This window comes from Kitasatospora sp. NPDC023385, assembly GCF_055664045.1.
In genome coordinates this window covers 43,937-66,868 of sequence record NZ_JBVOOL010000011.1, presented here as the reverse complement: position 1 = coordinate 66,868, position 22,932 = coordinate 43,937, and the positions used below count along the sequence as shown (strand labels likewise).

Genomic DNA, 22,932 nt, shown 5'->3' with positions numbered 1-22,932 from the left:
GGGGAGGAGATCCCGGTTCACATACCGGGAACGCCCGGGAGCCCGCGGATGGTGAGACCGAGGCCGACGGTGAGGACGACTGCGGCCGTGAGCAGGGAGGTGTAGGGGGTGAGGCGGCGCAGGGTGGGCAGGCGGCGGCTGGTCAGGTCGGCCAGGCGGGTGCTGCCGCCGGCGAGGAGGACTCCCGCCGCGGCGAGGGCGAGCGCCATGCCGACGCCGTAGCCGATCACCAGCAGCACGCCGAACAGGGAGCGGCCGAGCGCGACGGCACCGAGGAGCACGACCAGGGCGGAGGGGCTGGGGACCAGGCCCCCGGCCAGGCCGATCCCCAGCAGCGAGGCGAGGCCGCCGAGTCGCCGCCCGTGCCGGTGGTGGTGGTCGTGCGAGTGGCCGTGCGAGTGCTCGTGGTCGTGCGCGTGCGAGTGGCCGTGCGAGTGCTCGTGGTGGTCGTGGTGCTCGGGCTGGTGCCGGCTTCCGTCGCGCAGGGTGCGGACGGCGCGGTAGAGCAGGCCCGCGCCGATCACCGTGATCAGTGCCCCGCCGAGCAGGCCGAGCCAGCCCAGCAGGTGCTCGCCCGCGAGGCCGGCCGAAGCCGTGAGCAGCAGGCCGGTCAGCAGGACGCCCGCTGTGTGGGTGATGGTCACCGTGGCCCCGACGGCCAGCGCCGCGCGCAGGCCGCCGCGCCGCTGCGCGAGGCAGGCGGCCACGGCGAGCTTGGCGTGGCCGGGCAGGGCGGCGTGGCCCGCTCCGAGCAGCAGGGCGAGGGCGACGGCGAGCAGGCCGACGGGGAGGGTGAGGTCGCGGGCGCCGACCAGGTCGCTCAGTCGCCGTTCGAGGGCGGGGAACGGCACCCAGCCGTCCTGGGCCGGCGGTGCCGCGCCGTCGTGGGCTGTGGCCGGCACCGGTTGGCTGCTCCCCGGGGCCGTCCGCAGTTCGGCGGTGAGTTCGCCCAGGGGGCGGTCGAGCAGGGTCTGCGGATAATCGGTCAGCGCCGCGCTGACGCTCTCGGTGGGGACGGACGACTCGGTCAGGTGCAGCCCGTCGCCGACGGCCGTGATCTCCTTCCAGCCGAGGCGGCCGCCGTCCGCGCCCGAGGTGAACCGGATCCGGGCCGGCCGGTCCAGCGCGGCGGGCGCGGTGAGGGTGCAGGTGAGCCGGGCGGTCGGCAGCCCGGCGGCGGCGGGGCGGTATTCCAGCGCGCTGCCGGTCAGGCGCCAGCCGAGTGCCTGCCCGTCCGCGTCGGTCCGAACTCCCGTGGCCAGTTCCGTACAGCGGGCGGTCGCCCGGACGGCGGCCTCGGCCGGGCTGATCACGCCGTCGTGGTCGGTGTCGGTGACCTCGCGGTCCTGGGCGGTCGGGATTTCCGCCGAGTCCACCACTGCGGTGTCCTCGATGCGGTCGGCCAGGAGCCGCAGTTGGTCGAGCCGGTTGACGGAGAAGTTGCCGAGGGGGTGGGCGTGCGCGGCGGTACCGGGGGCGAGGCCGAGCAGCAGCCCGGCGATCACGCCGAGGACGGCTCGCGGTGTTCGGTTCACGGATGGGTTCCTGACGAGGGGCTCGGGGTCAGCCGGTGCCGACCGGCAGCGTCTCGAGCAACTGCCGGGCCGTGGGGGCGTGGTAGGGCGAGAAGGACGGGTTCAGGCGCAGCGCCGCTCGCAGGTCGGTGGCCGCCTCGGGGCGTCCGAGCGCGGCTTCGACCGTGCCGCGGTGGTAGTCGAGGGCGGCGGTGTGCCAGTGGGTGGCCGCGGCCTGGTCCAGGAGGTCGAGCGCCTCGGTGTCCTGGCCGGCCCGGTGCAGTGCCCAGCCGAGCGCGTCAGCGACCAGGACGCTGTGGCGTCTTCCCCATTCCGCGCGCAGGAGCCGTACGGCGACCGTCGGGTCGCCGTGGTCGGCCTGGTGGAGCATGAGTGCCGGGTCGACCGGGCCGCCGCCGCTGTCGAGCAGCCGGACTTCGGCGGCCAACGCGGCCAGTTGCGGCCGGGCGTCCGCGTCGAGGTGCCGCGAGAGCTGCAACTCGGCGTACTCCAGGAGGAATTGTGGCTGCGGCACATGCTCGACCAGGGCACGGTACGCCGCCGCGGCCTCGTCGTAGCGGCCCTGGGCGGCGGCGACGCGGGCCCGGCCCGCCTGGGCGTAGTAGTCGTCGGGGGTGGCGGCCAGGGCGCGCCGGTAGTGTTCGTCGGCTTCGCCCAACTGTCCCTGTTCCCAGGCCAGGTCGCCGATGCGGTGTTCGCAGAAGGCGATGTCACCGGGCGTGCTCGCGCTCTGCAGGGCGCGGTCGAGGGTGATCCTGGCCTCCTCGGCGCGGCCGTGGGTTTCCAGGTCGTAGGCGGCCCGGGTGTAGCCGGGGACGGTCGGGGCCAGGTCGAGCAGGCGTTGGGCGGCGGCGGTGGCGGCCGGGTAGTCGCCGAGCTGGATCTCGGCGTCTGCGAGGACCAGGTAGCCGGTCGGCCGGTCGGGGGCCATGGCGGTCGCGCGGCGGCCGGCCTCCCGGGCGGCGGCGAAGTCGTGGCGGGCGTTGGCGAGCATGCCGGTGCCGGCCACGGCGTCGTAGTTGGCCTCGGGCTTGAGGTCGAGGGAGTGTCGGAACGCCTGCTCGGCGTCGGCCAGGCGGGCTGCGTCCAGGGTGGTTCGCGCCTGGTCGAGCGCGGCGAGGCCCAGCTCGTTCCAGGCGTGCGGGTCCTGGGGGCGGTTGCGGACGGCGGAGCCGGCGGCGGTGAGGCGGTCCGCGGTGGCCGGCGGTGCGGCGGCGGCCGTGGATCCCGGCCCGGTCGGGGGTGGCGGGCCGGCCGCGATCGGCGGCCCGGACGGCCCGAGCGCGAGCAGCGCGCCCGCGCAGGCCAGCACGGCCGCGCCGCCGATCGCGGCCCCCGCCGCCCGTCGCCACCTGGGACGACGGGCGGCGACGCTCTCGGGTGGCTGGGTCACGGCAGCGCGTGCGGCAGGTTGAGGTACGGGAACGCGTCGCTCGCCGGCTTCGGCTGGAGGTCGAAGAGCGGTTCGGGCAGCAGGTCGGCCGCGGATCGACCGCCAGGTTCGCCTTCCAGCATCCGCAGCAGCGAGTTGTCGATCATGTCGTTGGGGCGGCGGCCGTTGGGGTAACCCTGGGGATCGCCGGCCAGCACGCCGAGGCGGTCGGGGTTGGCGGTGACCGGTGTGCCGAGGTTCAGCCGCAGTTCGTCGGCGAAGGCGAGCGCGCTCGGGTCGGCGTCGGCGTTCATCGCCTGGGTGTTGAGGTCGAAGCCGAACTTGGCGCCGTTGTCCTTGCCGATCCCGCGCAGGAAGAGCGCCCGGATGTCGGTGCGCGGTCCGGCCGGGGCGGGACGGCCGCCGGCTGCCTCGATCTTGTGCGGCGGGGCCGGGTCCAGAGCCGAGGCGAGGAAGGCCTGGTCGTTCTGGTCCTGGTCGGCCGGGCGGGCGTTGAACCGGTCCTCGGGCCCGCCGGGGGTGGCGGTCCCGCCGAAGGTGCCCCAGAGCGCGAAGCCGATGTGCGGGTTGCCGAGCCGGCCGACCTGCCGGTACGTCGCGTCCTGGGTGCGCAGGTCACGGGAGAGGTCCGCGCCGGGCCGGGACATCGTCGCCCAGACGCCGACCACCGGGTTGCGCTTGGCGTCCCCGTTCAACGCGAGTTCGGACTTGGGGACTTGGAGGATCAGGCTGCTGACGTTGATCGCCGTGAGCGGGTTCGCCGCGGGCAGGTAGCCGGGCACCGGGCCGGCGGTGCCGGCCAGGAAGTAGCCGAAGACGCGGGCGTCGGCCTGGAAGGACTCCGCACTCTGGCCGGCGATCGTGCGGCCGCCGCCGGGCAGCGCGGTGGTCGCCTGGTCGCGCAGCGCTCCGTAGTCGGGCATCACGGCGAGGCTCTGCCGGGTCGGCGCGACCGGCGCGTCCTTGACCAGGACCTCCGCCGGCTGCCCGGCCCGGATCCGCTCCAGCGTGTAGTACTGGCGAAGCAGTAGCGCCGGGTCCTTCAGCGAGCGGACCGGGCCGGCCGCGATCGGACCGGCACCGAACAGGCGACGGTCCTCGGTGCGGAAGGTCCACCGGTAGGTGAGGTCGGACTTTCCCGTGCCACGGCTGTCGACGTGGACCTCGTACCGGGCACCGCCGGTCGCGAACGGGTAGTTGACGGGCGTCGCCGTCGTCGCGGGCAGTTGGAGGGGCTGGACGTCCGCGATGATCGTCGCCATCGACGGATCGTCGGGGCTGGTGAAGGCGTAGACGTCGGTGACGTTGGCCTGCGGGTCGGCGATCACGCCGGGCGCGTCGAAGTGGCCGCCGGCCGCACTGGTCCCGAGGTACGGGCCGACCAGCGCGGCGGCGGTGAGGAGCGAGATCGCTGCGACGGGCGCGAGCCGTTTGGCGCGGCGGGACGGCGGACGGGGCATCGGCAACTCCAAGCCTCAGTAGGGATGTTGGTGGACCCTCCGCACGGCGTGCGGGCACGAAAGAGCCACGCGGGATCTCTGACGGTGCCGTCCGGACGCGCTCACCCTAGGCGGCTGTGGATCATGAAACGCCGGAATCGGTTCGGAAGCCAACCAAACGGGTGGCGGGTTTCCCCCGCGAGAGTGATCACCGGTTGCGAGGGCCTTTCGACCTGCGTTACCCATGGCTGCGCTTCAGCTCAGAGGCGTCAATTCCGCTTGACAAGAAGGAGCAATGCCCATGCGACTGTTCCGCTGTATCGCCGCGCTCTCGCTGGCCGGGGCACTCGCCCTGTCGGCCGCCCCGGCCGACGCCTCCGCCCCCGGCGTCGACGCCGCTCCGCGCAGCGCGCCGTCCACGGCCGGTCCGTACATCTCGCCGTGGGGCAGCGCCCACGTCCGGCTCAGCGACACCACGAAGGCCTGGTTCGACCGCAACGGCATCAAGCTCGGCGCGATCGCACCGTTCGTACTGGACCCCGACGGCTACGGCGTCGACATGCCGATCGGGTCGACGGCGGGCGACCACCTCGACGAGAAGGGCCGGATCTACTACCCGGGCGGGATGACCCTCACCCAGCAGAGCAGCGGCACCACGGTCGAACTGCAGGCCACCTGGATCCGGGTCATGCCGCAGCCCGGCTACTCGGCGGGCGTCAAGCTCAACGGCCGGCAGATCAGCCCGGAGACGCTGCTCGCCTACACCACCCCGGCGGAGGTCCTGGCCAACGGCCGCCCGACCTTCACCGGCTTCAAGCTCGACCGCGTCCCGTTCCACGTCACCCAGGACACAGCTGACCTGACCAAGTTCTGGTTCAAGGACGGCCTGGCCGTCGACTCGATGTTCGGCGAGCTGACCCCGAAGTTCGACTACGTACCGACCTCGTGACCCCGATACCGACACCGGGGTACGGACGGATCGCCGGGTCCGTCCGTACCCCGGTAAGGCCGAGCACCGCTGAGCACTCCCGGCCGCTCACGGCACCAGACCCCTGGTCGTGGGCACGGCGGATCTCCTCCACGGCATCGCCCACCGCTTTCTCCCCGGTGGTCGGATACAACAGAACGGAACCACTCCATGGCCATCACATCCCGCAAGGCGCTGACCGTAGCCACGCTCGCGCTGGCGGGTCGATTCCGGTCTTGGGGGGTGCGCCGTCGTTCTCGTCATCGCGGAGGACCAGCTCGATCCGGCGCTGCTCCAGTTGCACTCGCTTGCTGGGGTAGAGGAGAGCGTGAAGCTCCTCGGTCGCGGTGGCTCCGACCCCGCGTTCACCCAGGTCCTCGCGACGCTGCAGGTGTTGAAGCACCCATGCGGGCCGCTGGGCTCGCAGGACGAGCTGTCTCGCGGCGGCCAGGAGGAAGAACGCCGCGACCGGGGCGGCGGGAAACAGCAGGCTTCCCGTGACACTCACCGTGCTCAGCATGACCGGGTAACGTCCGGTCCACCGACGGCAGTTCCGTCAATGGGACTGGGCACGATGGCCGTCAGTTCCGTATTCACCGTCCGCATGATGAGGTGGCACGGTGACCAATCAACATGAGGCGGGGATTGTCCGACCGTTGACGCTGGCCTGGGTGCGCCGTCACCTGGAGGCCGGCGAGCGGGTCGTCGGAGCCGAGGCGCTGCACGGCGGCGCCACCGCCGAAATGCGGAGGCTGACCATCGGCACGCGGGGCGGAGGCACCCGGCACCTGGTGCTGCGCTCCTTCGTCGACCCGACCCGGCAGGGGCCGGCCGAGGACCTCCTGCACCGGGAGGCCGACGCCCTGACCACGCTCACCGGCACCGGTGTGCCGGCTCCCGGACTCGTCGGCGTCGATCCGACCGCCGCGCACTGCGAGTACCCCTCGCTCCTCATGACCCACCTGCCGGGCCAGCCGGTCCTCGACGAGGAGGGGCTGGAGACGCGCCTGCCCCTGCTGGCCCGTCAACTCGTGGCGATCCACGCGGTGCGGCCGGCCGCACCGCCCCGGGAGTACGTGGCGCTGTCGACCGCCGACACGGTCGTGACCCCCGAGGGCGCCGACGCCGCGGTCTGGGCCGCCGCCATCGACGTGATCCGCAGGCCCGCTCCGCGCTACGAAGGGCGGTTCCTGCACCGGGACTTCCAACCCTGCAATGTGCTGTTCGGCCTGCCGCCCGAGGACCCGGCCGGTTCGGCAGATGCCCGGATCACCGGCGTCGTCGACTGGGCGGCGGCCTCCTGTGGCCCCGCGGACCTCGACGTGGCGCACTGCTCCACCAATCTCGCGCTGCTGTACGGCCCGGTGTGGGGCCTGCGCTTCACCGAGGCGTACCAGGAGGCCGGCGGGATACTGGCCGCGGCCGCGGACGAGCGGCTGTACTGGCAGGTGCGGGTGCCACTGGCGTTCTCGGAGGAAGTGCAGTGGGTGGCGCAGCCGTGGCAGGAGGCAGGACGGACCGAGCTGACGACACGGGTCGTGGAGGAGCGGCTGGATGCCTATGTCACCTCCCTGATGGCCGCGCTGGGCTGAGCACGGCGGTCCGGGGTGTGTCGGCGCCACGGTCTACGCTCCCCGGCACCTACGGCGGTCGTGACCCGGGGTGGCCTTGGCTGGGTCAACCCCCGTTCGGAAGCCACTGGGGGATCTCAGAGGGCACCGCTGACCGGGAAACCCGGGCCGGGGGCTTCGCTGACAAACGATCCCTGATCGCCTACGACCACTGAGGACATCGAAATCGTTCATCCAGCCACGACCGGTCCGGCCCGGGCTAACCTGGTTCGGGACGGGCGGAGTTGGGTCTCCTGGGGCCGTTCCGCCACAGCGGAGTCGGGAGGACGGATGTTGGCCGAGTCACTGACGGCGCTCGCCGGCGCGGGGGCGAGCGCGCTGATCGGAGCCATGGCCACCGACCTGTGGCAGGGCGCCCGCGGCAGGGTGGTCCGGCTCTTCGGGCGGGGCGGCGAGGCCCGCGGGGAGGCGATCGGCGCGCAGCTCGACGAGGACGCCGTCCTGGTCGGCCGCGCCGAGCCGACCGACGCGGACGAGATCCGGGCCGAGCTGCTGCCCGTGTGGCGTCGGCGGCTGATCCTGCTGCTGGAGGAACACCCCAACGCCGAGGGCGAGTTGCGGGAGCTCGTCGCCCGCGTACAGGACGGCCTGCCCGCCGGACGCCAGGTATGGACGCAGTCGAACACCGCCCGCGACCACGGCACCCTCTTCGCCGTGCAGGGCGGCAGCCTGCATTACCACCAGGCGGCCGAGGGGCAGGTGTCACCACCCACCGACGAGGACGGCGTGGACGGGACCGGCTGACCGTGGACCTCCCCGACGAGGTCCACCAGGAGGTCCGCGCCGTCGCCGGCTTCGCCTACGGCGCGGTCGGCGCCGACATCCACGTCTTCGGCGACGGCACCCCCGTCTACCTGCTGTACGCCCGCGACACCCACGGCGCCGCCGACGGCCTGCGGCGGGACTCCGCCTGGCTGCGCGCCCAGCCCAGCAGGATGCTCGACGCCCGCAGCGAGATCGTGGAGTTCACCGGCCGCGAGGCGGAGCTGGGCCGGCTCCGCGCGTGGCGCGACCAGCCCGCGCGGACGGCCGTGCGGTGGCTGCACGGCCCCGGCGGCGCCGGCAAGTCCCGCCTCGCGGCCCGCTTCGCCGCCGAATGCGCCGCCGCCGGCTGGCTCGTCGTCGACGCCGTGCACGGCACCGACAACCATCCGCCCGCCGAGGGCAGCCAGGACCTGCGCACCGACCACCGCGCCGGGGTGCTGATCCTCGTCGACTACGCCGACCGCTGGCCGGACGCCCACCTCGCCTGGCTCTTCCACAACGGCCTCCTGCGCGGCGAACTCCCCGCGCGGGTCCTGCTCATCGCCCGCTCCGTGCGGCCCTGGCCGGCCCTGCGCGCCCAGCTCGGCCGCCGGCGGCGCCCCACCGACCTCTCCGACCAGCCGCTGGACCCGCTGGCCGACTCCGGCCGCCAGGGGGAGCGCGCCCGGATGTTCGAGGCCGCCCGCCGGGGCTTCGCCGCCCACTACCCGGACCCCGGCGCCCTCAAAGCCCTCCGCCCGCGCCACGAGGACCTCGTCCGCCCCGACTTCGGGCTGACCCTCGCCGTCCACATGGCGGCGCTCACCGCCGTCGACGCCCGCGCCACCGGCCGGGAACCACCCGAGGACCTCGCCGGGATGACCGCCTACCTCCTCGACCGCGAGCACGAGAACTGGCGCCGCCCCGACGCGCGCGCTCCGGGCGCCCCGGTCACGGACGCCGCCGCCGACGACCGCCGCGGCCTCGACCTCGCCCGTACCGTCTTCACCGCCGTCCTCACCGGCCCGATGCGCCGCGACGCCGCGCGGCCCCTTCTGGACCGCCTCCTGTTACGGACCCCGGCCGACCAGGCGCTGACGGCCCACGCCGTGCACTACCCACCCACCGACCCGGCGGCCGCCCACGTACTCGAACCGCTGCTCCCCGACCGGCTCGCCGAGGACTACCTCGCCCTCACCCTCCCCGGGAGCCCCGTCACCGGATACCCCACCGACCTGTGGTCGGTCACCGGCACCACCCGCATCCTCCAGCGCGACGCAGGAGCCGCACCGCCCTGGACCCCCCGCGCCCTCACCTTCCTCACCGCCGCCGCCGAACGCTGGCCGCACGTCGGCCCCGCCGTCCTCTTCCCGCTGCTGCGCCGCGACCCCGCCCTCGCCGTCCGGGGCGGCGACGCCGTCCTGGCCGCGCTCGCCGCCCTCGACTCCGTGGACCTCGACGTCCTGGAGGCCGTCGAGCCGCTGGTGTCCTCGCGCGACGTGCGGGTGGAGACCGGTGCCGCAGCCCTGGCCTCGCGCCTCGCCAGCCGCCGCCTCGAAGGGGCCGCCGACCCCACCGAACGGGCCCGGTTCCTACCGGGCTTGGTCGCCGGCCATCTCAGGGCGGACCGCCGGAGCGACGCGCTGGCGCTCATGGAGGAGGTCGTACGGCTCACCCGGGAGGCCGCCCGGCAGGATCCGGTACACCGGCCCGACTACGCCAGAGCCCTCCTCAACCTGGGCGGCCTCTTCATCCGGGAGATCGGCTCCGAGCGCCAGGTCGAACTCCTCCGCGAGGCCATCGGGCTGCTGGAGCAGGACACGGCGGACGACGAGGTCCTGGGCTCCCTGGCCCAGGCGCACACCCGGCTCGCCTTCGCGCTCTGGCAGACCGGGGACGCGGCGGGCGCCCACGCGTCCGTGGCCGAGGCACAGCGGCTCTTCGGGCAGATGCTGGACCGCGACCCCAGGCTGTATCTGGCCCTGGCCACGGACCTGAACCGCCTGGAGATGGTGAACGGCTACCTGCTGGCCGAGTCCGGGCGCTCGGCGGAGGCCGCCGAGGGCGCCGGCCGGATGGTGGAGTACCTGACCCAGATGGCGGCCCTCGACCCGGCCGGCCACGGGGAGGAACTCGCGGGCGTCCTGTACACCCAGAGCCTGTACCTGTGGGACGCCGGACGGCCCGCCGAATCCGTCGACGCGCTCCTGAAATCCATCCACCTCTACCGCCAACTCGCCGAGGTGGGCCCCCGCTTCAAGGACCTGCTTGCCGCCCGTCTCGACGACGCCGCGGCCAAGCTCATCGCCCTGGAGCGGCACGCAGAGGCCACCGCGATCGTCGAGGAGAGCCTCGCCCTGCACCGGGAACGCCTCGCCCGCCTTCCGGACACCGCCGACGGTCTCGACACCGCCGACGGCCTGGACGCCGCCGACGCCGAACGCCGCGCCATCGGCACCGCGCTGCTCTACCTACGGGAGCGGCGCGGCGCCGACCGCGTGGCCTGGGGATCGCCGGCCGAGATCGACGCGGTGGCCGAGCGGCTCGTCCGGGCCGACAACCCGGCGGGGCTCTGGAGCCTCATGCAAGCGGTCCCCGTCACCGACGCGCTGCGGATCGCCCACCGCCACCCGCCCGAGCACTGGGCCCCGCCCGAGGACCCCCGTGGTCTGGTCGCCCGGCTCACCTCGTGGCGCCACCGGCCGCGGGCCGCCGAGCGTACGGCCCGCGCCGCCGCCGAGCAGGCCGTATGGCGGCTGCCCGACCGGCTGGGCCTGGGGACGGCCGGTCTGACGGGGGCCGGCCTGCTCTCCTTCGCCCCCGGAGGGCCGGGGCGGGCGCCGGTCATGGTCCGGGAGGCGTACCTGCCCCGCGGGGCGCACCCCGACGGCGTGTTCGCCACCCGCATCGACGTGTACGACCTCCGCTCCCGCTCCGTGCTCTGGTCCGCCGACCACCGCAGGTCCGGCTCCGCTGCCGTGACCTGCCTCGGCGCCGACGCGGTCGTCGCCCTCACGCAGCCGTACCAGGCGGAACCGGAACTCGTCCGCTACGGGCCGTACGGGGCGGAGGTCCTCGCGCACGGCCGGGCCCTCAACGGGGCCCGGATCCTCGCCACTTCACGCGTTTTCGTCGTCCTGCTGTGGGGCACGACGGCGGCCCTGATCGGCACGCACGACGGTCGGCTGGAGCCGGTCGACCTGTCCGACGGCCTCGGTCTGGAGCACATCACCGTCCACGCCGTCGACCCCTCCGGCGAGCGGCTCCTGTTGGCGGACCGGCGCCGCGTGCTCCTCACCGACGCCGTCCTGGAGCCGCTGTCGGCCGACGGTTGGTGGGGGGTGCCCGAGCAGCACGGCGCGGTCGAGTCCGCGGTGTTCCTGTCCCCCGAGGAGTTCGTCACCGCCGCGTCGACCGGCGGCGTCTACCTGTTCCAGCAGGAGTCGGACCGGACCGCGGTGACCGCCTGGCACGTCGGGCCGCCGCTGGAGGACCTGATCGCCGTCCCCGGATGGCGCGTCGTCGGCGGCCGGTCCCGCGGCGGAGCGAGCACGCACTTCCACGACTCGGTCGCCCTCGCCCCGGTACCGGCGCCGCGCCTGCTCGCGGGGGCGTCGCACGAGGACCCGCCGCGCCTGCTGGCCGCCGCGCCCGGAGGCCGCCACGTGGTCCACGGCTCGGCCGTGCACGACCTCGGCGACCCGCTCTCCTTCATGGGCAGGCCGCTCGCCTCGCTCACCCCGGCAGACCGGGAGCTCCTCGGCGCCTACCTCGACCGGGGAAGGGCGCCGTCGGCCGCGATCCGGGAACTGCTGGCGCTCGTACGGGACCTCGGAGCCCCCAGATGACCGCCACGAGGCAGGGAGAGTGACCGCGAATGTTCCGCAGGAGACGCGCCAAGGGCACCCCGCCGAACCCCGGAAGGCCGACGCACCCCGAGCATCCTGACGACTCCGAGCGCCCTGACCACCCCGGGCACTCTGGCCACCCCGAGCGGCCACCGGACCCGCCGCCGGAGTCCGGCGGTCCGGAAGACCCCCTCGACCTCCGGCTGGGCGAGGACGACGAGGGGCCGACGCACCTCGGCGTGGACACCACCCTGCGCACGCGCGACCACCTGCTCGACGCGGAACGGCGGCTGGGCCCGGGCCACCCCGACGTCCTGCGGCTGCGCTACAACTACGCCTTCTTCCTGTGCGTCTGGTCGGCCGCCGCCCCGCCCGGAGACACGCACATGCAGGACCGGGCGATCCCCCTGTTCCTGGTCAACCTGGACCACCAGACGGCGACCCTGGGCCCGTACGCCCGCGACACCCTGCTGACCCTGGACGGGATCGGACGCGCCCACCTCTCGGCGGGACGCCCGACCGAGGCCCTCCCGTACCTGCAACGGGCCCTGGACGGCAGCGAACTCGGTCCCGACCGCGACGAGGAGCGGATCCTCGACCGCCGCGAGAAGCTGTCGGACGCCTACGCGGCGGCAGGCGACACCGACCGGGCGACCGCCCTGCTGGAGGAGACGGTGGCCGGCAGCAGGCACCTCCTGCCGCCGGGCGGCGAACAGCTGGACGCCCGCAAGCAGAAACTGTTCTCCGCCTACCGCAAGGCGGGCCGGCCAGAGGCCACGGCGCTGTGCCGGGAGATCCTCGCCGACAAGGAGCGCTTCCTCGGCCCGGACCACCTCACCACCTACATCTGGGTGGACAACCTGGCCCACCTCCTCCACGACGCCGGTGACCTCGACGGGGCCATCGCGTGCTACGAACGGGTCGTCCGCGGCTTCGAGCAGATCCACGGAGCCGACAGCGACGCGATCTCCTACCGCTACCACAACCTCGCGATCGCCCACCTGGAAGCCGGCCGCCCGGAGGTGGCCCTGCCGTACCTGAAGGCGTCCCTCGCCGCGCGCGAACACAGCCGGGGCCTCGACGACCCGGGCACCCTGGACGCCCTGATCTCCCTCATCTCCGGCTACGACCAGGCCGGGCGGCTCACCGAGGCGATCGCGGCGACCGAACGGCTGATCGCGGACCTGGTGCGCCTCGGCGGCCCGCAGCACCCCAAGCTCCCCGAGGTGTACGCCTATCTGGCGGAACTCAGGCGCGCCGGTCCATGACGAGGCCACCAACGGCCGTGAGCGAACACCACCACCGCCGCGCGGTTCGAGGGCAAGGTCAGGTCGCCGGACAGCGCCGATCCGCCGACCGGGACAAGGACCTCCTCCGCCATCACGCCACCTCCTCGCGGCCCGCTCGCATGGCCGGGCGGACACCGCGCATCCCGCTCGCCGCCCCGACCAGCTGTCCCGCGCCTGCCCGTGGTGCTTCGAACGAAACGACGGCGGCACAGAGGACGCGGCGAAGCGGCAGGAGCTGTTCCGTCGGGCGATCCGGGACCAGGTCCGCGAGCGGGGCGCGGACGGGCCCGGGGCGCAGGGCCGCCTTCTGCCGGCCGAGCACGTCGACGGTCAGGGTTGACTCCGGACAGCGAGGCATCCGCCACAGGCGTTAGAACGACCGCGCCCCGGGCACGAGCCGAACAGGGGCGCCTCCGATCCGTCGAGGTGGCGGAGGTCGCGAGATGGACGGGCGTGCCCTTTCTGATCCGGGCGGCCACCCGCGCCGCGTCCTGGTCGCCCATGCCGTGCACCGGTGGCGCTGCCGAGATCCGAGGAAGCGAGAGCCATGACTGAACCCTTGACCGCAGCCCAGCAGCTCATCGCGAACCATCTCGTCGAAGGCCGGATGACCGCAGGCGAGGAGATCGGCCTGCGGGTGGACCAGACCCTGTGCCAGGACGCGACCGGCACCCTGGTGATGCAGGAGCTCGAAGCGCTCGGCCTGGACCGGGTGCGCACCGAGCTGAGCGTCCAGTACGTCGACCACAACATCCTGCAGGCCGACGAGCGCAACGCCGAGGACCACCTGTTCCTGCGCTCGGCGGCCCAGCGCTTCGGCCTCTGGTACTCCAAACCCGGCAACGGCGTCTCGCACCCGACCCACATGCAGCGCTTCGGCATCCCGGGCAGGACCCTGATCGGCTCCGACTCCCACACCTGCGCCGGCGGCGCACTCGGCATGCTCGCCATCGGCACCGGCGGCCTGGACGTCGCCCTCGCCATCGCCGGCCAGCCGCTGTACCTGCGGATGCCGCAGATCTGGGGCATCCGTCTCGACGGCGAACTCCCGGACTGGGTCAGCGCCAAGGACGTCATCCTGGAGCTGCTGCGCCGCCACGGCGTCAAGGGCGGCCTCGGCCGGATCCTCGAGTACCACGGCCCCGGACTGGCCGGCCTGACCGCCATGGACCGGCACGTGATCGCCAACATGGGCGCCGAACTCGGCGCCACCGCGAGCGTGTTCCCCGCCGACGAGGCCGTGCGCGACTTCCTCCGCTCCGAGGGCCGGGAGCAGGACTTCGTCCCGCTGACCGCCGAGCCCGGCGCCGCCTACGACCTCACCGAGCAGATCGACCTGGCCACCGTCGAACCGCTGATCGCCATGCCCACCTCCCCCGGCAATGTCGTCCCGGTCCGCGAGGTGGCCGGCACACCGGTCCACCAGGTGGTGATCGGCTCCTCCGCCAATCCCGGACTGCGCGACTTCGCGATGGCCGCAGCCATGGTGAAGGGCCGCCAGACCTCCGGACGGGTCAGCTTCGACATCAACCCCAGCTCGCGCGAGGTGCTCCAGGACATGACCCGCACCGGCGCCACCTTCGACCTGATCGCCGCCGGCGCCCGCATCCACCAGTCCGGCTGCCTGGGCTGCATCGGCATGGGCCAGGCTCCCGCCGCCGGCCGGAACTCGCTGCGCACCTTCCCCCGCAACTTCCCCGGCCGCTCCGGCACCTCGGACGACTCGGTGTGGCTCTGCTCGCCGGAGACCGCTGCCGCCGCCGCGCTCACCGGTGTGATCACCGATCCCCGGGCCTGGGCCCTGCGGGAGGGCGCCCCGCCGGTCGTCCTGCAGTTGCCGGAGCGAGCGTCGGTCAACCGGGCGATGTTGGAGGCTCCGCTGCCACCGGAGCGGGCCGCCCTGGTCGAACTGGAGCGCGGCCCCAACATCTCCGCCCTGCCCGACCTCGACCCGCTGCCCGACGTCCTGGAGGGCCCGGTGCTGCTCAAGGTCGGCGACGACGTCTCCACGGACGAGATCTCCCCGGCCGGGGCCAAGGCCCTGCCGTACCGCTCCAATCTGCCCAAGCTCGCCGAGTTCACCCTCACCCGGATCGACCCCGGGTATCCGCGTCGGGCCCGGGAGGCCGGCGTGCACGTGATCGTCGCGGGCGAGAACTACGGTCAGGGTTCCTCGCGCGAACACGCCGCGATCACCCCGAGGCTGCTCGGGCTCCGCGTGGTGATCGCCAAGTCGTTCGCCCGGATCCACTGGCAGAACCTGGCCAACTTCGGTGTGCTGGCGGTGGAGTTCGCCGATCCGGCCGACTACGACCGGATCGAGCAGGGCGACGTGCTGCGGATGGACGGGCTCTTCGAGGCGCTGGGCCGCGCTCACGAGCCCGTGCTGACGCGCGAGGACGAGCTGGTGGTGGACGTGACGGACGAGCTGCTGGTGGCCCCGGAGCCGGAGCGTCCGGAGCCGTCGATTCCGCAGGAGCCGGCGCTCTGGGTGCACAACGCCACCCGGCACGAGGACTACCGGGTCACCCACCACCTCTCCGAGCGCCAGCGCGAAGCGATCCTGGCCGGCGGCATCATCCCGGCCCTCGCCGGCGCGCACTGAGGGCCACGGGCTACGGTGTGCTGCGGGTTACGTGGCGGTCCGGGCTGTCCTTCAGGACCGCCTCGGGCCCGGGGTCGACGTGAGCCCGGGTCGACGCGGCTCCTCCCCTGCCCCCGTTCGGGTTGTGCAGGGCGGCTCGGTAAGGTCGTGAGCCATGACTGCGTCAGAGCCCACGATCCTCGCCACCTCCGGTGGTCACCGCGCCGGCGACCGCACCAGGGTGGCCTTCGATGCGCTCGTGCACCACGCGGTCGATCTGTCAGGGGTCCACGGGCGTCGTCCCCGGGTCATGTACGTGGGTACGGCGATCGGCGACGCTGAGCACTTCACCGCACGCATGGCCGAGGCCGCACGGGTCGCCGAATTCGACCTGACGCCGCTTCAGCTCTTTCCCATGCCGAACGTGGAGGACGTCGAGGGCGCCGTCCTCGATCAGGATGTCGTCTGGGTCATGGGCGGTTCGGTGGCGAACCTGCTGGCGGTCTGGCGCGTCCACGGGCTCGACACGATCCTCCGACGCGCCTGGGAGGCCGGGATCGTGCTCAGCGGTGTCAGCGCGGGATCGATCTGCTGGTTCCAGGGCGGCCCCACCGACTCCTTCGGGCCTGAACTGCGGCCGCTCACCAACGCCCTGGGCTTGCTGCCCTACGGCAACGGCGTCCACTACGACAGTGACAAGGGACGCCGCCCGATGGTCCACCGACTCGTCGCCGATGGCACCTTGCCCGTCACGCATTGCACTGACGACGGGGTGGGCCTGGTCTACCGCGGAACCGAACTGGTCGAAGCTGTTACGGAGGTGGCAGGAAAGGGCGCCTACGTCGTCGTGCGCGACGGGGAGTCGGCCGTCGAGGAGCGCGTCGAACCCCGCCGGCTCCCTTCGCTGCGGCGCTGACGACGCGGTCAGGGCTCGTTTGCCCAGGTGCAGTCGGGTGCGGGGAGCTGGGGCCGCCGTCGGTCAGCGACTCCGCTGGGCCAGCCATTCGGCGAGTACGGCGGCCTGGCTGTGGTCCGCGTCCTTGGTGGCGGTCAGCAGCGTGAGCTTGTCCTCGGTGGCGAGGTCGCGCAGGTGGCCGGCCGCCTCGCGGTGTCCGGTATCCCGCAGTTCGGCCAGGTAGCGGCGGCGGAACTCGGCGAACCGGCTCGGCTCGTGGCCGTACCAGCGGCGCAGTTCGGTCGACGGGGCGACGTCGCGCAGCCACTCGTCCAGGTCGGCTTCCTCCTTCGTCATCCCACGCGGCCAGACCCGATCGACGAGCACCCGCCGCCCATCCTGTGGCGAGGCTTCCTCGTAGATCCGCCGGTAGGCGACTTGTACGGCCATGGGGGGCTTCCTTCCGGGTCAGTCGGCTGAGCCGAGCGCATTCGCCCCGGGGCAGTGCGGATCGGGGCAGGGCTCGGGCTGCCCGGCGACGGTCCGGTGACCGGTCGGGACGGCGGTCTCGCCGAGAATCCAGTGGCGTGGGTGTCCACAGACCGGGCACGGCTGTGCGAGGGCGTGCGACAAGGCGGGTCTGGACGTGGACGTGGTGGACGTGGTGGTCATTGCGGTCACTCCTGACAGATCGGGCACAGGGACACCGGGATTCGGCCCGCAACGCCACGGGCATCCCACGAGGGCGTCTGCCCGGATCAGGAGAATCCTCACCCGGCGGTGGCTCCGCCGCACACCGCCGACTCAATAGGCAGCGCGGCAGTCCACCAACGAACGGTGGCGTCAGTCCAGGTCGAACAGCGGCTGCAGCAACTCCTGGATGTCCCGGGCACCGGAGCCCGGCGGGATCACCCGGACGTTGTCCGGGTTCGACGCGACCATCGCCACTGTCCGCGCCTCCGGCGGCAGGAGACCGAGGAACCAGGCGATGGTGTCGGCCCACACCGTGGGATCCCCGTCGCGCAGGATCAGCTGGCCCCGCTCGAAATAGCTGCACTGGCGGACCATGCCGCCCACCTCGACGTCGAAGTCGATGTAGTCCTTCTCGCTCACCGGCGCGTGCTTGAACCAGGATTCCAGGCCGGGAAAGCGGTCACGGAGGTGCGCTTCGGCTTCTCCCGGAGTGAGCGGCCAGGTCGTTCCGGGCGCGGCGCCGACGTAGATGGTGTCCAACAGGAGCTCCTTGCCGAGTTAGGGGACCACACGGACGTTGCTCTTCACATGGTGCTTCGCGAGCAGGTACTGCCAGTAGCCGACAGTAGCGCTGTCGGGAGTGTCGACCTCCAGGTACTGGGCGTGGTTGGCCGGGTTGTCGATCGCGGCCTGGTAGCGGGAGAGCTCGGACTCGTCGTCTCCCAGCACGAACTGGACGTTGAACTTCCCCTCCTGCAGGCCTTCGAGGGATCGTGGGCTGCAGCCCTTCTTGCGGACGTTCTTCGCGTCGATCAGCGCACCGTCGGCGGGTCGGAAGCCGTCCGCCCACACCTTCTCGCCGTCCGCGCCGAGGACCCGCCGCTCCGGCGTGCCCGCCACCTTCACCTGGTAGGCGCGGTCGTCCGCAGTCCCGTAGTTCGGGGCCCGCTGGTCCATGCCCTCGATCCAGGTCCTGGCTGCCGTCTGCTGCGCCCCGTCGTAGAGCGGGTACGGGCGAGGCTCCGGCGGGGGCGGAATCGGGCCGACGGCGGGGTTGGCCGGCGAGCTCTGTCCCGCCAGGTTCTGCGGGTTGCCGGGTGTCGCGGCGCCGGCCGAGTCGACGCCGGCGACCGCGGTTGCGGCGGTGGCCGTGCCGGCGAGCACGACGAGCCGAGCGGCGAGGGACGACACGATGGCTTCGGCCTCGGCAACCGCGGCCGCCGCGGCCATCTCCGCTTCGGCCGTGGCCAGGGCTTCGGCCGCGACCGCCGCGTCAGCGGCCAGGGCCGCATCGGCGGCGGCCGCTGCGGCGTCCGATCCCCCGAGTGTGAACACGGTCAGCAGGACCCCGGCGGTGGTCACCACGCCGGCCGTCACTCCGAGCGCGATGAGGGTGTTCTGGCAGTCGTCGATCGCCTTCGCGTAGTCGTTGCAGATGGCCTGCAGTTCTCGGCACGCGGCCGAGATGTTCTCCATCAGGGACAGCTTGGACGATGCGGCTGTTCCGGCGGCGGGGCAGGCGTTGAACACGGTGGCGGCATAGCTCTTGAACCCTTCGACCGCGTCCCCCGAGCACTTGGCGGTCACCTCCGCCGAGTGCAGACCGGCATTGCGCTGCGCCTGGTCGATCAGTGAGGCACAGTGTTCCCAGACGTGTGCGGCACTGCGTAGCCGCGTTGGGTCGCCTTGGGGCCAGAACTTCCCGATGACCGGGATCTCGTGGACCTCCTTGCTGCCGGTGACCATCGGCAGACTGTTGTGGGCCTCGTTCGGTTCGCACTGCTGGGCCCCTTTGGCGAGGCCTGACGACGTGTTGATCTTTCCGGTGAAGGCTGCGGCAACGGTGTCCTGGACGGCAAGGTAGTTGGACGCCATCGTCAACAGGCGGCTCGATACGGTGGCCATACCCTGCCCGGCCTTCCCGATGGCCTGGACGATGGTTCTGGCGGCGGGCTCGTACTTGCCGGCGAAGGAGTGGGCGACGGAGTCGTCGCCGGCCATGCCTGCCGTGGAGGCCAGATCACCGACGATTCCGTCAGCGATGTTGTAGACGAAGTCCTTGGTGTCGAGGAACTGGAGTGACGCCTGGAACACAACGTTCGGGTCGACTTCGAATCCAGGCCCTGTCGATACGCCTGCCACGCGCTTGTCCCCTTCCCGCCGGTCCGGCATGCACCTCGATGTGCGACGACAGCACTCCGGGGCCCGGTTCCGCAACCCCGTCCGCCGTGAGCCGGACGTGCATCACGAAGCGTCCGCATCGTGGTCGATGAGGGACCTGTCGGATGCCAACGCTCAGGCAGCGGCAGCGAAGTACTGCTCGTCGGCACCGTGCGCGAGGCCGAGGGTGACGCCCTGACTGAGGCCGACGAACAGCGCCCTTAGCGCGACAGCCAGGCGTTGCGCCTGGTGGGACGTTACGACGCTCCCGTTGTGCGCCCTTCCCGTGAACAGCGCGATCAGGTGGTCCTCCTGCGACCAGCAACACCAGGCACCGGCGCGCGCAGTGGAAGGCCGCCGCTCCGCAGCTCGTCCCGATCACGGTCGACGGGCGCGAGCAGCTCGTGCCCCGCAACCTGGTCCGGGCCTATGAACGCGGGCTGATCAAGAACTGAACGAGGACGGGGCCGCAGCGTACGCGCTGCGGCCCCGACTGTTCGAGGCCGCGAGCCGTGGTGACGGCTCCGACCTCCAGGGCTCGTCGACGCGTGGTGCCGTCCCGGCGGCGGGGAGCGGCGCCGGTGCAGCGGCCGCGCCCCTCGGTCAATCTTTGGTAATGATATTCATATTCTGACCGGGACATCTTCCGCTTGGGGACGGCCATCGGGAGCTTCTATCGGGTGGTCGAGGCGTAGGGCAGCAGGGCCATCTCGCGGGCGTTCTTGATCGCCCGGGCCATCGCCCGCTGCTGCTGGACGGTCAGCCGGGTGACCCGGCGACTGCGGATCTTGCCGCGGTCGGAGACGAATTTCCGCAGCAGGTTCGTGTCCTTGTAGTCGATGTACTCGATACCGGCCTCGAACAGCGGGTTCGGGCGCGGCTTCAGCGGTCGTCCGCCGGCAGGGCGCTTGACCATCGGTTTTCCCCTCTCTGGTCAGGTCTGGTCAGGTCTGGTCAGGAGACGCCTTCGAGCAGGTCCTCGAAGGCGTCGGGCAGGGCCTTCCAGCCGGCCTCCCCCGCCGTCAGTTCGGCGTCGGTGAGCAGGCAGGAGTCGAGCAGTTCGGTGAGCCCGTCGACGTCCAGGCCCTCGGCGGTGAAGACGAGTTGCTGGACGCGGTCACCGTGGGCGGGGTGCCAGTCCAGGGCCGCGGCGGCCCGGCGGGCAGGCGGGTAGAGCTCCCAGGCCGCGTCGGGCAGCGAGGCGAGCCAGGGCCCGCACTCCTCGACGGCGAGGTTCGCCCCGGCGGCGTCCCAGGCCAGCATCAGCTCGGGCCGGTTGGCCAGCCAGAACCGGCCCCGGCTGCGCTGCGCGGCCGGGACCAGCAGCTCCAGCGCCTCGTACAGCCGGCCCGGGTGCAGCGGACGCCGCCGCTCCCACACCAGGGTGGCCACCCCCGCCTCGTCGGCCTGCTGCGGCAGCAGGGCGAGCGCCGGATTGACCCGGTCCCGGGCCGCGGCCACGTCGAACCCGCCGAGCGCCGCCCGCAGCAGCGCACCGGTGCCGAGCAGCACCCGCCGGGCGGTGGGGTGGAGTTGGCGCAGCATGGCCAGACCCGCCTCGCCGCCGCGGGCGACGGCGATGGTGGTGGCGTACTCGATCTGGTGGGCCAGCGCCTCGGCGCGGGTGCGGGTGTCGTCCGGGGAGGTGTGCTCGCCGTGCTCGGCGAGGTCGTCGGAGACGGACAGTTCACCGATCAGCCGGTCCGGGTCGACCGCGACCACCACACCGGCGAGTTCGACGAACTCCTCCACCGGACGGCCGTCCACCTCGCCGCCCGCGATCACCTCCACCGCCGGATGCGGGTCGCTGCCGCCCCACAGCTCGACCACGACCAGCCCGTGCTGCCCTTCCTCGGCCAGCCGCAGCAGTTCGGGCAACAGGTCCTCGCGCAGGGCGCAGCAGGCGCAGTCGTTGGCGAGCGGGGCGTCCGCCGTCGCTATCGTGCCGGTGGCGTCGCGGAGTTCCCGGTGGACGGTGCCGCGGTCGGCGTCTCGCAGGTCGTGGTGGAGGACGACGCCGTGGACGCAGCCGTCGAGCAGTTCCTGGACGGCGCGGCGGCGTTCGGCGCGGTGCAGGCCGGCCACCACGACGACGGGGAGCCTGACGTGTTCGGGCACCGCGCTCACCAGCTCGACTTCCGTACGCCGGGCAGCTGGCCGGCGTGGGCCATGGAGCGCAGGTTGATCCGGGAGAGGCCGAAGGCACGCTGGTAGCCGCGCGGCCGGCCGTCGATGCTGTCGCGGTTGCGCAGGCGGGTGGCGCTGGCGTCGCGGGGCTGGCGGCCCAGCTCGTCCTGGGCGGCGGCCCGCTCCCCCGGGGCGCTGGACGGGCTGTTGATGATCTTCTTCAGCGCGGCCCGGCGCTCGGCGTAGCGGGCGACGACGACGCGGCGCTGCTCGTTCTTGGCGATCTTGCTCTGCTTGGCCATCAGACCTTCTCCCCCCGGGCGCGGATGCGGGCCACGGCGGCCTCGATACCGATGGTGTCGACGGTCTTCAGGCCCTTGGCGCTGAGCGTGAGCCGGACGTACCGGCCCTCGCTGGGCACCCAGTAGCGCTTGCGCTGGATGTTCGGGTCGAAGCGGCGCGGGGTGCGGCGGTGCGAGTGGGAGATCGCGTTGCCGAATCCCGGCTTGCGGCCGGTCAGTTGGCAGTGGGCGGACATCGGGGCTCCGTTCGGGGAAACACGCGGGGACCGCTCGGCAGGCCGGGCGCAACCGTCCCGCCGAAGCAGCACGGACACTACCCTAGATGAAAACGGATTTCATTTTGCTATGGTTCTCGCCACCGCCAGAGGAAGGACCACAAGGACCCCATGGCCCGCAACGAACTGCGCCCGATCATCAAGCTCCGCTCCACCGCCGGCACCGGCTACACCTACGTCACCCGCAAGAACCGCCGCAACGACCCCGACCGCCTCGTCCTGCGCAAGTACGACCCCGTCGCCAAGCGGCACGTCGACTTCCGCGAAGAACGCTGACCACCCCCGGAAGGACACCCACCATGAAGCCCGGAATCCACCCCGCCTACCGCCCCGTCGTCTTCCGCGACAAGGCCGGCGGCCTCGCCTTCCTCACCCGCTCCACCGCCACCAGCCCCCACACCGTCGAATGGGAGGACGGCAACACCTACCCCGTCATCGACGTCGAGATCTCCTCCGCCAGCCACCCCTTCTACACCGGCAAGTCCCGCGTCCTGGACACCGCAGGCCGCGTCGAACGCTTCGAACGCCGCTACGGCACCACCCGCCGCTGAGCCCCCGCTGCCCCGGATGGCCGACAACCCGCCCGGGGCAGCTCAACCAGTGCGCCAGAAGCCCACGACACCACCGGTCCGGCCGATCAGGGACGCGACGAAGCTCCGACGTGGAGATCCAGCGAAGGCCCTCCCTCGCTTTCCGCGACTCGACGGTCAGCCGTGCCTCAGCGCTTCAGCCCGGGAGTGAGCACGACCCTTCGGCGGCTGGGCGTTCAGTACCGGAGCTGGCATGATCACCGGGTGGCCGAGGCGCTGCGTGTACGGGCGGCGACGGCTGAGCGGATGCTCTGAGAGGGCGTTCTGGGAAAAACCATGGAGTGGTTCGAGCAGGTCCGGGAAGCGGAACAGCGTGAGGACTGGGAGACGGCCATCACGTTGGTGAGCGCACGTGCCGAGTGCCACTCCGTCGATCACTATGCACACAACAACCATCTCTGGCACCTGAGTTTGCTCGCCCGAGCGGGGCGCCTCCCGGAGCTCAATCCGCGGGGGCCCA

At 72.6% G+C, this 22,932-nt stretch carries 20 protein-coding genes and 2 pseudogenes; 10 read left to right on the top strand and 12 right to left on the bottom strand.

The features are described from left to right. Window positions 1-17: 17 nt before the first annotated feature. From AC0B61_RS18865 to AC0B61_RS18855, 3 genes are read right to left on the bottom strand one after another with little or no spacing between them, the layout of a single operon-like run. Window positions 18-1,535 (bottom strand): nickel transporter, encoded by a 1,518-nt coding sequence (locus AC0B61_RS18865; protein ID WP_471741820.1) that lies wholly within the window; start codon window positions 1,533-1,535, stop codon window positions 18-20. Between the two features lie 28 nt (window positions 1,536-1,563). Next, window positions 1,564-2,928 carry a tetratricopeptide repeat protein gene (locus AC0B61_RS18860; RefSeq protein ID WP_471741819.1) on the bottom strand — a complete coding sequence of 455 codons (1,365 nt, stop codon included), beginning with the start codon at window positions 2,926-2,928 and terminating at the stop codon, window positions 1,564-1,566. Then, on the bottom strand, window positions 2,925-4,388 hold the full coding sequence (locus AC0B61_RS18855) for a DUF4331 domain-containing protein (RefSeq protein ID WP_471741818.1): 1,464 nt from the start codon (window positions 4,386-4,388) through the stop codon (window positions 2,925-2,927). The genes AC0B61_RS18860 and AC0B61_RS18855 overlap by 4 nt, the downstream gene beginning before the upstream one ends. 280 nt (window positions 4,389-4,668) lie before the next feature. Here AC0B61_RS18855 and AC0B61_RS18850 point away from each other — a divergent pair, with 280 nt between their 5' ends. After that, the gene (locus AC0B61_RS18850; protein ID WP_471741817.1) at window positions 4,669-5,316 is read left to right on the top strand and encodes a hypothetical protein; all 648 of its coding nucleotides are present in this window, start codon (window positions 4,669-4,671) and stop codon (window positions 5,314-5,316) included. 196 nt (window positions 5,317-5,512) lie between these two features. On the opposite strand, the gene AC0B61_RS18845 is transcribed toward AC0B61_RS18850, so the two are convergent. Then, entirely contained in the window at window positions 5,513-5,854 is a 342-nt protein-coding gene (locus AC0B61_RS18845) for a DUF6191 domain-containing protein (protein ID WP_471741816.1), read from the bottom strand. 100 nt (window positions 5,855-5,954) lie between these two features. Between AC0B61_RS18845 and AC0B61_RS18840 the strand changes: the two genes are divergently transcribed. The 6 genes from AC0B61_RS18840 (at window position 5,955) to AC0B61_RS18815 (ending at window position 16,346) form a co-directional block, all read left to right on the top strand. After that, the gene (locus AC0B61_RS18840; protein WP_471741815.1) at window positions 5,955-6,926 is read left to right on the top strand and encodes a phosphotransferase family protein; all 972 of its coding nucleotides are present in this window, start codon (window positions 5,955-5,957) and stop codon (window positions 6,924-6,926) included. A gap of 309 nt (window positions 6,927-7,235) precedes the next feature. Next, window positions 7,236-7,709 carry a hypothetical protein gene (locus tag AC0B61_RS18835; RefSeq protein WP_471741814.1) on the top strand — a complete coding sequence of 158 codons (474 nt, stop codon included), beginning with the start codon at window positions 7,236-7,238 and terminating at the stop codon, window positions 7,707-7,709. 2 nt (window positions 7,710-7,711) lie between these two features. Beyond that, window positions 7,712-11,557 carry a hypothetical protein gene (locus AC0B61_RS18830; protein ID WP_471741813.1) on the top strand — a complete coding sequence of 1,282 codons (3,846 nt, stop codon included), beginning with the start codon at window positions 7,712-7,714 and terminating at the stop codon, window positions 11,555-11,557. 29 nt (window positions 11,558-11,586) lie between these two features. After that, window positions 11,587-12,825, top strand: coding sequence for a tetratricopeptide repeat protein (locus AC0B61_RS18825; RefSeq protein ID WP_471741812.1), 1,239 nt, complete (start codon window positions 11,587-11,589; stop codon window positions 12,823-12,825). Between the two features lie 568 nt (window positions 12,826-13,393). Further along, window positions 13,394-15,451: an aconitate hydratase gene (locus tag AC0B61_RS18820; protein ID WP_471741811.1), complete on the top strand. Its 2,058-nt coding sequence runs from the start codon at window positions 13,394-13,396 to the stop codon at window positions 15,449-15,451. Window positions 15,452-15,605: 154 nt separating this feature from the next. Then, a complete protein-coding gene (locus AC0B61_RS18815; RefSeq protein ID WP_471741810.1) occupies window positions 15,606-16,346 on the top strand; it encodes a Type 1 glutamine amidotransferase-like domain-containing protein in 741 nt (246 codons plus the stop codon). Between the two features lie 63 nt (window positions 16,347-16,409). Here AC0B61_RS18815 and AC0B61_RS18810 read toward each other — a convergent pair whose 3' ends face one another. From AC0B61_RS18810 to AC0B61_RS18795, 4 genes and pseudogenes are all read right to left on the bottom strand, one after another. Further along, the gene (locus AC0B61_RS18810) at window positions 16,410-16,775 is read right to left on the bottom strand and encodes a DUF488 domain-containing protein (RefSeq protein ID WP_471741809.1); all 366 of its coding nucleotides are present in this window, start codon (window positions 16,773-16,775) and stop codon (window positions 16,410-16,412) included. A 393-nt stretch (window positions 16,776-17,168) separates the two neighbouring features. Further along, complete coding sequence (locus tag AC0B61_RS18805; protein ID WP_471741808.1) at window positions 17,169-17,558, bottom strand: hypothetical protein; 390 nt, start codon at window positions 17,556-17,558, stop codon at window positions 17,169-17,171. Between the two features lie 18 nt (window positions 17,559-17,576). After that, the gene (locus tag AC0B61_RS18800; RefSeq protein WP_471741807.1) at window positions 17,577-19,190 is read right to left on the bottom strand and encodes a restriction endonuclease fold toxin-2 domain-containing protein; all 1,614 of its coding nucleotides are present in this window, start codon (window positions 19,188-19,190) and stop codon (window positions 17,577-17,579) included. 123 nt (window positions 19,191-19,313) lie between these two features. Beyond that, window positions 19,314-19,493 (bottom strand): annotated as a pseudogene (locus AC0B61_RS18795) (TetR/AcrR family transcriptional regulator); the annotation flags it as partial. A 5-nt stretch (window positions 19,494-19,498) separates the two neighbouring features. Between AC0B61_RS18795 and AC0B61_RS18790 the strand changes: the two are divergent. After that, window positions 19,499-19,633, top strand: a pseudogene (locus tag AC0B61_RS18790) (50S ribosomal protein L32); the annotation flags it as partial. Between the two features lie 218 nt (window positions 19,634-19,851). Here the strand turns inward: AC0B61_RS18790 and rpsR are convergent. The 4 genes from rpsR to rpmB are packed head-to-tail and all read right to left on the bottom strand — an operon-like array spanning window position 19,852 to window position 21,843. Beyond that, window positions 19,852-20,094, bottom strand: a complete 243-nt coding sequence (gene rpsR, locus AC0B61_RS18785; protein WP_471741806.1) for a 30S ribosomal protein S18 — start codon at window positions 20,092-20,094, stop codon at window positions 19,852-19,854. A 38-nt stretch (window positions 20,095-20,132) separates the two neighbouring features. Beyond that, window positions 20,133-21,305, bottom strand: a complete 1,173-nt coding sequence (locus AC0B61_RS18780) for a CobW family GTP-binding protein (RefSeq protein WP_471741805.1) — start codon at window positions 21,303-21,305, stop codon at window positions 20,133-20,135. Continuing rightward, window positions 21,302-21,607 carry a 30S ribosomal protein S14 gene (rpsN, locus tag AC0B61_RS18775; RefSeq protein ID WP_471741804.1) on the bottom strand — a complete coding sequence of 102 codons (306 nt, stop codon included), beginning with the start codon at window positions 21,605-21,607 and terminating at the stop codon, window positions 21,302-21,304. The genes AC0B61_RS18780 and rpsN overlap by 4 nt, the downstream gene beginning before the upstream one ends. Beyond that, window positions 21,607-21,843 (bottom strand): 50S ribosomal protein L28, encoded by a 237-nt coding sequence (rpmB, locus tag AC0B61_RS18770; RefSeq protein ID WP_471741803.1) that lies wholly within the window; start codon window positions 21,841-21,843, stop codon window positions 21,607-21,609. Before rpmB ends, rpsN begins: the two co-directional genes overlap by 1 nt. 150 nt (window positions 21,844-21,993) lie before the next feature. On the opposite strand from rpmB, the gene rpmG reads away from it, so the two are divergent. Together rpmG and AC0B61_RS18760 are read left to right on the top strand one after the other, a co-directional pair. Beyond that, complete coding sequence (rpmG, locus tag AC0B61_RS18765) at window positions 21,994-22,158, top strand: 50S ribosomal protein L33 (protein WP_360501696.1); 165 nt, start codon at window positions 21,994-21,996, stop codon at window positions 22,156-22,158. 23 nt (window positions 22,159-22,181) lie between these two features. Continuing rightward, window positions 22,182-22,433 (top strand): type B 50S ribosomal protein L31, encoded by a 252-nt coding sequence (locus AC0B61_RS18760; RefSeq protein WP_471741802.1) that lies wholly within the window; start codon window positions 22,182-22,184, stop codon window positions 22,431-22,433. Window positions 22,434-22,932 lie beyond the last annotated feature (499 nt).